The sequence below is a fragment of the Methanobrevibacter millerae genome (assembly GCF_001477655.1).
Classification (GTDB): Archaea; Methanobacteriota; Methanobacteria; order Methanobacteriales; family Methanobacteriaceae; genus Methanocatella; species Methanocatella millerae_A.
This window is the reverse complement of sequence record NZ_CP011266.1, coordinates 1,769,321-1,776,758: the sequence shown is the minus strand read 5'-3', so window position 1 is coordinate 1,776,758 and position 7,438 is coordinate 1,769,321. Positions and strand designations below refer to the sequence as shown.

General features: G+C 36.3%; 7 protein-coding genes. 3 read left to right on the top strand and 4 right to left on the bottom strand.

The features are described 5' to 3' along the window. Positions 1 to 86: 86 nt before the first annotated feature. The gene (locus SM9_RS07795) at positions 87 to 1,058 is read left to right on the top strand and encodes an ABC transporter substrate-binding protein (protein ID WP_058739605.1); all 972 of its coding nucleotides are present in this window, start codon (positions 87 to 89) and stop codon (positions 1,056 to 1,058) included. Positions 1,059 to 1,085: 27 nt separating this feature from the next. On the opposite strand, the gene SM9_RS07790 is transcribed toward SM9_RS07795, so the two are convergent. The 3 genes from SM9_RS07790 to acs are packed head-to-tail and all read right to left on the bottom strand — an operon-like array spanning position 1,086 to position 4,227. Further along, positions 1,086 to 1,673, bottom strand: a complete 588-nt coding sequence (locus SM9_RS07790) for a DUF447 domain-containing protein (protein ID WP_198144361.1) — start codon at positions 1,671 to 1,673, stop codon at positions 1,086 to 1,088. Positions 1,674 to 1,708: 35 nt separating this feature from the next. Continuing rightward, on the bottom strand, positions 1,709 to 2,071 hold the full coding sequence (locus SM9_RS07785) for a hypothetical protein (RefSeq protein WP_058739603.1): 363 nt from the start codon (positions 2,069 to 2,071) through the stop codon (positions 1,709 to 1,711). A gap of 59 nt (positions 2,072 to 2,130) precedes the next feature. After that, positions 2,131 to 4,227, bottom strand: a complete 2,097-nt coding sequence (gene acs, locus SM9_RS07780) for an acetate--CoA ligase alpha subunit (protein WP_058739602.1) — start codon at positions 4,225 to 4,227, stop codon at positions 2,131 to 2,133. A gap of 255 nt (positions 4,228 to 4,482) precedes the next feature. Between acs and SM9_RS07775 the strand changes: the two genes are divergently transcribed. Beyond that, positions 4,483 to 5,397 (top strand): MJ0548 connectase family domain-containing protein, encoded by a 915-nt coding sequence (locus SM9_RS07775; RefSeq protein ID WP_058739601.1) that lies wholly within the window; start codon positions 4,483 to 4,485, stop codon positions 5,395 to 5,397. A gap of 9 nt (positions 5,398 to 5,406) precedes the next feature. Beyond that, positions 5,407 to 6,336: an MBL fold metallo-hydrolase gene (locus SM9_RS07770; protein ID WP_058739600.1), complete on the top strand. Its 930-nt coding sequence runs from the start codon at positions 5,407 to 5,409 to the stop codon at positions 6,334 to 6,336. Here the strand turns inward: SM9_RS07770 and aroC are convergent. Beyond that, positions 6,333 to 7,427 (bottom strand): chorismate synthase, encoded by a 1,095-nt coding sequence (gene aroC / locus SM9_RS07765; protein ID WP_058739599.1) that lies wholly within the window; start codon positions 7,425 to 7,427, stop codon positions 6,333 to 6,335. The genes SM9_RS07770 and aroC overlap by 4 nt on opposite strands. Positions 7,428 to 7,438: the final 11 nt, after the last annotated feature.

Sequence of the window (7,438 nt, the reverse complement as noted above, 5' to 3'; positions counted from 1 at the left end):
CTTTATTTTTTTCAATATTATTGCCATCAATTGGTTATGTATTGAAAAAGATATAACTATTGTTATAAAAAATATATGGTGATTCAATGAATAAAAAGATAGGTGTTATTTTAGTCATCGCTTTCATTGCTTTAATTGCAATGGGAACTGTCAGTGCAGGCTGGTTCGACTTTTTAGGCGGTGGAAATTCAAATAAGGTAACTATTGGTTATTCGCCTTCTGATCACGACTCTGCATTATTTGTTGCTGATCAACAAGGTTTATATAAAGAAAAAGGTATTGAAACTGAACTCGTACAATTTAATAATGGTGGAGACTTAATGACTGCAATGGCAAGTGGAAAAGTCGATGTTGGATATGTCGGTATTTCTCCAGTATTGTCATCTGTTGAAAAAGGTGTTCCTGTAAAAATCATTTCCGCTGCTCAAAATGAGGGTAGTGGTGTTATCGTTTCCAGCAATTCAGGAATCAATTCTGCAGCTGATTTAAATGGTAAAAATGTTGCAACTCCTGGTGAAGCAAGTATTCAATATGTTTTATTAAACATTCTCTTGAAAAACAATGGATTGTCAATAGATAAAGTTAATTCATCTGCAATGAAAACTCCTTCAATTAACGATGCAATCAAATCCAACACTCTTGATGCTGGTGTAACTTTCCAACCATTTGTAAGTTCTTCTGAAGCTGATGGAAATAAAGTATTGATGAATTCCAGTCAAATTTCACCAAACCACCCATGCTGTGTTGTTGTGGCATCCCAGGATCTCATTGATAAAAACCCTGATTTGGTAAAAAATATTACTGCAATCCATGAGAACGCTACCAATTACATCAATGAAAATGTTCAAAACAATGCAAGTTCTGTAGTAAAATTATTACCTAAGGACATTGTTTCCAATGAAGATGTTGAAGCTAAATCATTAGCTAGTTTCCCATTCATTTCAGGATTAAATGATACTTATAAAGCTAATGTTGACGCTTTCATGAAAGTGGAAGTGGATTTAGGTATCTTAAACAGCACTATTCCGCATGATAAATTATACTGGGAAGGAAAATAAATCCTTCCAATATTATTTTTTTAAAAATCAGTTTTTTTCATACTCTTCAGCGAGTATTTCCATGGCTTTTTTGGTTTTTTCATCTGAAACTTTTTCTATTACACGCTTGTTTTCTTCCAGACGGTCTTTGTAGTATTTTTTCTTTTCTCCGTCAACAATCTTGTATCGGCTGCAGTTGACCAGTGACTCTATAAGTCCGGAAAATCCTCTGTTGAATGCCTGTGCCGATTCGTCCCTTATGACGAAGTCTTTTATCGTACCTGTAATGAAATAGATGTTGGTGTCGTTTTTTATTGGGAAATCTTCGGGTGTTTTCATTTCAATCTCATCGACATCAATTACAAGATATGCTCCGCTGTCCTTTAAAATTGCTATGTCTTCATCATCAGTGTAATACTCATCTGGAAGCTTATCGATTGTAGAAAGGGTAAATATCAGAGGGTCCTGTGTAATGTTGACCACGTATCTTTTTGTCTGCTTTATGTTTTCAAGACTTTTTGAGCCTTCAAATATTCTGCACATTACCCGGTCATCGCCGAGGTAGATGAATGCGAATGCGGCAGAATTCTTTTTTCTGTCTGAATTAATTGTTGTAGTAATGCATTCATATTGCAAGTTCCTATGTATGCCAACACTGCTTAAGTCATATTTCATAACATCACTTTCCTATTTTTAAAATAGTCCTCTGCTATTTCACATAGTTTGTCAAAAATTTCAATTAAATTAATCACAGATTCATTTAAATCATCATCCAAATTTTTCAGGTTTGTAAGTTGGCTTTTGTATTCCGGAAACATGTTTAGGGAATAGCTGCAGAAAAGTTCAACTTCATTGGCATTGATTTCATCTGCATTCAGGATTTCATTCAATGAATCATATAATGATTTTAAGTTTTCATAACTTGAATCAAGAGATTCCTTAACGTCAAAATTACCGTCGTTTAATTTTTGAAAAGAATTGTTCAGTTCGAGAATTGTGTGGGTAAATAATTCCAGGTCAATTTCACCATACATAATATCGCCTATGGTGTTAAAAAAATAAAAAAAGAGTAAAAATTTCTCAAAGTGAGAAATTATAATTTGATTTTAATATCTAAAGCACTTGAACCTTCTTCGTAAACAAAAATTGGGTTGATATCAAGTTCAGATATTTCCGGGAAGTCTAAAGTTAATCTTGCTACTCTTTTGATAGCTTCTTTTACTTCTTCAATATCGCAGGCAGCTTCTCCTCTGTAACCTTTAAGTAATTCAGAAACTTTGGTAGCTTCGATTTGTTCATCAATTTCCTGGGATGATAAACCTTTAGCCAATTTGAATGATACATCTTCAATAAGGTTAACGTATATTCCGCCCATACCGAATGCAATCATTGGTCCGAACTGTTTGTCTTTAATCATACCGACGATTACTTCCTGTCCGGTTTCCATCATTTTTTGTACTTCCACACCGTCAGGCACAATGTCCGGATGAGCTTTCTTGGCGTTAGCAATGATTTCATCATATGCCTCTTTAGCTTCATCAGGTGTTGCAATTCCTACTTTTACACCGCCAATGTCTGACTTGTGTAAGATTTTATCTGATGCGATTTTAAGTACAACAGGGAATTCCATTTCTTCAGCCAATTGTGCTGCTTCATCTGCAGAAGTTGATAACTTGATTGGTGCTGCTGAAATGCCGTAAGCTTCTGCGACTGCATATGCTTCGCTTCCAAGCAATGTGTCTCTTCCGTCAGCAGTTACTTTGTCGAATATGGCTTTTACTGTATCTTTGTCAACATCGGTAATTTTTTCAACCACATCATCGTATTTTCTTTCTTCCAGTTTAGCGAATTTGGTCATTGCGGAAAGTGCATGAACTGCGGTTTCAGGGAATACGTATGTTGGAATGTGGTTGTCTCTTAAGAGGTTGTTTGCATCTTCGAATGATGGACCACCCATGTTAACTACAATGATAGGTTTTTTGGAATCTCTTCTTCCGTCAAGGATAGCCTGTGCGATTCCGTCAGGGTCTGCTGATGCTGTAGGACATACCATAACAATCAAACTGTCCACTCTTTCGTCGTGCAATACAATGTCGAGTGATTCTTTGTATCTGTCCACTGGTGCATCTCCCAATACGTCAATAGGGTTGTTTGCGCTTCCTTCGTCAGGAATACATTGTTTTAATTTAGCAGTAGTTTCCTCATCAAATTTAACAAGATCCAATCCTGCTTTTTCCATAGCATCTACTGTTAAAACTCCCCCTCCACCTGCATTGGTAATGATTGCTACATTTTTACCTTGTGGGAGAGGTGCTTTGGAGAATGCTAAACCTAAATCAAACAATTCTGCCATTGTTTCAACACGCATGATTCCTGATTGACCGAATGCAGTGTCGAATGCAAGGTCACTGCCTGCCAATGCACCTGTGTGTGAAGATGCAGCTTCTGCACCAGCAGAGGATGAACCTGATTTAAGGATGATGATAGGTTTTTTGACTGCTGTTTCTCTCATGGTTCTGATGAAGTCTTCATCATCTGAGATGGATTCCAAGTAACAGATGATTACGTTTGTTTCATCATCGTCAGCCAAGTATTGCAATAATTCGATTTCGTTTACTCCAGCTTTGTTTCCTAGACTGATAACTTTACTGAATCCAATTCCGGAAGTTACACTCCAGTCGATGATTGCTACCATCATTGCTCCACTTTGTGAGATGAATGCAATGTTTCCTTTCGGTGGCATCATTTGTGAGAATGATCCGTTCAATGGAGTATGTGAATCAGTGATTCCTAAACTGTTTGGCCCAATAATGTTGATTCCATATTTTTCACCAAGTGCAGTTAATTCCGCTTCCAGTTTAGCTCCTTCTTCACCGACTTCCTTAAATCCGGCTGTAATTACAACCATATTTTCAACGCCGACTTCACCACAGTCTTTCACTGTTTCATTAACAAAGACTGAAGGAATTGTAATTATTGCTAAATCTACTTTTTCGGGGATGTCTTTTATGCTTGCATATGCTTGTTTACCTAAGATTTCTCCGCCTTTAGGGTTTACTGGGTATATTTTACCTTCAAAACCGTCATTTATTAAATTGTCTACAATGATGTATCCAACTTTTCCAGGGGTGTTTGAAGCACCGATAACCGCTACGGATTCAGGTTTGAACATCTTACTGAGATTTTTCATAAAATTTTCTCCTTTGTATTTAACACTATTTAATCTATAATGATAAATAATTAACAATTATTTATATTGTTATATTTCGATTTATTATTATATAAAGATATTGTTTAAATAATTAATTTTAAACCTTTATATATCAATTAAAATATTTTTAAAGGATTTTTATTTAAAAAATTATTTAATATGAAAATGATTTAATATTAGAATAAATAAATCTATATATAAATATTTTATAAATCCGATAAAGCGAGGAGGATTATGAGTTTAATTATAGCATATGTAGGTAAGAAAGGATGCGTAATGGCTAGTGATAAAAGGCGTATTGCATATTTCGGCAATAACAGACAGGCCTTAGAAGATGAATTGTATGATGGAAGTATTACAACAGATGAAGAACTATATCAAAGGTCAAAAGAGCTTGACGTTCCTATTAAAATAAGTGATGATGCGGATAAGATTAGAGTTGTTGGCAACACTGTGAGGGGAGAAGTAAGCACAAAAGGAACCCATGAAACAAAACGTAAAAGAATTTACGGAACAACTAACGGTTATCAAATTGTTGAATTAATAGGTTCTGAAACAAAATCACGTCAGGCAGGTGAAAAAGGCATAATATTATTCGGTAATGACTTTGCTAAAAAACAGGCTGAAACTTTAATTCAAAGACGATGGAAAGCTTCACACAGTTTGAGGTTGATGGGAGACATATTTGAGGAAATACTCTCAGACATTGCACAAAAAACTCCAACTATAGGTAAGGAATTTGATGTCTTAATCCAGCAACCTAAATTCACTGCTTCAGAAGCTCAAAAACATCTTAATATAACAATTGATGCAGATATTAAGGTTTTAACAAAATATCGTCAGCAATTAACAGAGGAAATGATTCAAAAAACCAGGGAAATTGAACTGGCCAATAAAATCATTGATGACGGACCAATAGGTAAAGTCGAATCAATTGACGGAAAGATGGTTGAAGTCAAGCTAAATGACAAGACCCAGGCATTCAATTTCAATTGGAAACCTCTTGCAGGCCCGAATGGGAATGTCATAATGTTTGCCGATACAGATGATATAAAAATCGGCGATAAGGTCATAATCAAGGATGAAGTATTGTGTCTTAAGAAAAACAGCTCTCCATTGTCATGTAATATTATCCTGTGTTCTCTATGAGGAAATTAAATGAAGCTAATATTCTTGGGCACTGGCGGAGGAAGATTTTCCGCCATTAACCAAAGAAGAATGACTGGCGGATTCAGGATAGATAATCTCGGAGGGAGGAATTATCATATTGACCCCGGACCTGGGGCATTGGTTAGAACATATCAGTTTGGCCTTGATCCAAGAAATATAGATGGTATTTTTGTTTCCCATGCACATACTGACCATTATAATGATGCTGAAATTCTGATTGAAGCGATGACCCGTGGAATGACTCAGAAAAACGGCCACATTATGGGTTCAAAAAGTGTTCTGTCCGGTTTTGAAAAGTGGGGTCCGTGCATATCCTCTTATCATAAGTCCAAATCTGAGATTTTGGAGCTTGAAGCAGGAGATATTAGATATTTCAATAACTGTCTTGTTAGGGCTACTCCAACCAAACATGGCGACCCTATGGGTGTCGGTTTTCAGATTGAATATAAGGATTTCAAAATATCATACACTTCAGACACTTCCTATTTTCCTGAATTGGCAAAATCCCATGAAGGAGCAGATGTCTTTATTGCCAGTGTTTTACGTCCAGGTGGCAAGTCCATCAAAGGGCATCTGTGTTCGTCAAGTTTTATTAACTTAATTGAAGAAATACAACCTAAACTGGCCATAATGACACATTTGGGTTTAAAGATGATTTCAAATAATCCTATTGGTGAGGCTAAAAGGATAACTAAACTGACAGGTATCAAGACTTTGGCCGCATTTGATGGAATGTCTTTGGATATAAATTATAACAATCCTTCAAAGGCACGCATCATTTCACTTAAGGATGTTGATGCTCCTTATCATGGTTCAAACATAAATCTATCAAATTTTGAAAGGAAAAATTCAAGAAAACTTGCAGCAAAAAATGGGGAAGATGATGAACTTTCTCAAATCCGTAAATATGTGCACTAACCGTCAAGATTGCTTGGATGGATAAATCCTGAACGAATCATGTGGTCTGCAAGAACTATTGCAGTTGATGATTCTGCAACGACTGTTACGCGCGGACAGATGCAGGGATCATGTCTTCCTTTTATTTCTATTTTTTTATTTTCCATACTTTCAATATCTATAGTGTTTTGACATTTGGAAATTGATGGGGTTGGTTTTATTGCAATTCTGGATATTATAGGCATTCCATTGCTCATTCCACCAACAATCCCTCCTGAATTGTTTGTTTTTGTTTTAATGGTGTTGTCTTCAATATAGTATTCATCATTGATTTGGGATGCTGCCTTATCAACAACACCGAATCCCATACCGATTTCAACTCCTTTTACGGCACCTATATTCATTAAAATTCTGGCCAAATCACCGTCAAGACGCTCAAAGACAGGCTCACCCAGACCTGCAGGGATGTTTGTAGCAATTGTCTCTACAATTCCTCCAACTGAATCTCCTTGTGATTTTTTGGCTAAAATCAGTTCTTCCATTTCTTTTGCAGCTTCCAAATCTCCGCATCGGATAGGATTTTTTTCTATGTTTTCCCTTATTTCATCAAGTGAAAGTTTTTCGGCTTTTATGCTACCTATTTGAGTTACATGAGAAATTATTTCAATGCCTTTTGTTTTGAGAAGTTTTTTAGCTATTGCTCCACCGATGACGTGGCCTATGGTAACCCTTCCGCTTCCTCGGCCTCCTCCGTTGTAGTCGTAATTTCCGTATTTGCTCATCCATCCGAAGTCCCCATGTGAAGGGCGTGGTGTTGATTTGAACATGGAATAGTCTTTTGAATGCTGATTTTTGTTGAATACGACTCCTGCAATAGGTGTTCCGTCAGTCTTTCCTTCAAAGATTCCGGATAAAATTTGAACTTCATCAGATTCCTTTCTTGGTGTGGTTACACTGCTTGTTCCAGGTTTTCTTTTATCCAGTTCATTTTGAATATCTTCTGCACTCAGTTCAAGATTTGCAGGACATCCGTCAACAACCGCACCTACTGCATATCCATGGCTTGAACCAAAGCTTGTAATTTGAAATTTTTCCCCAATTTTGTTTGACATAATAATCTATA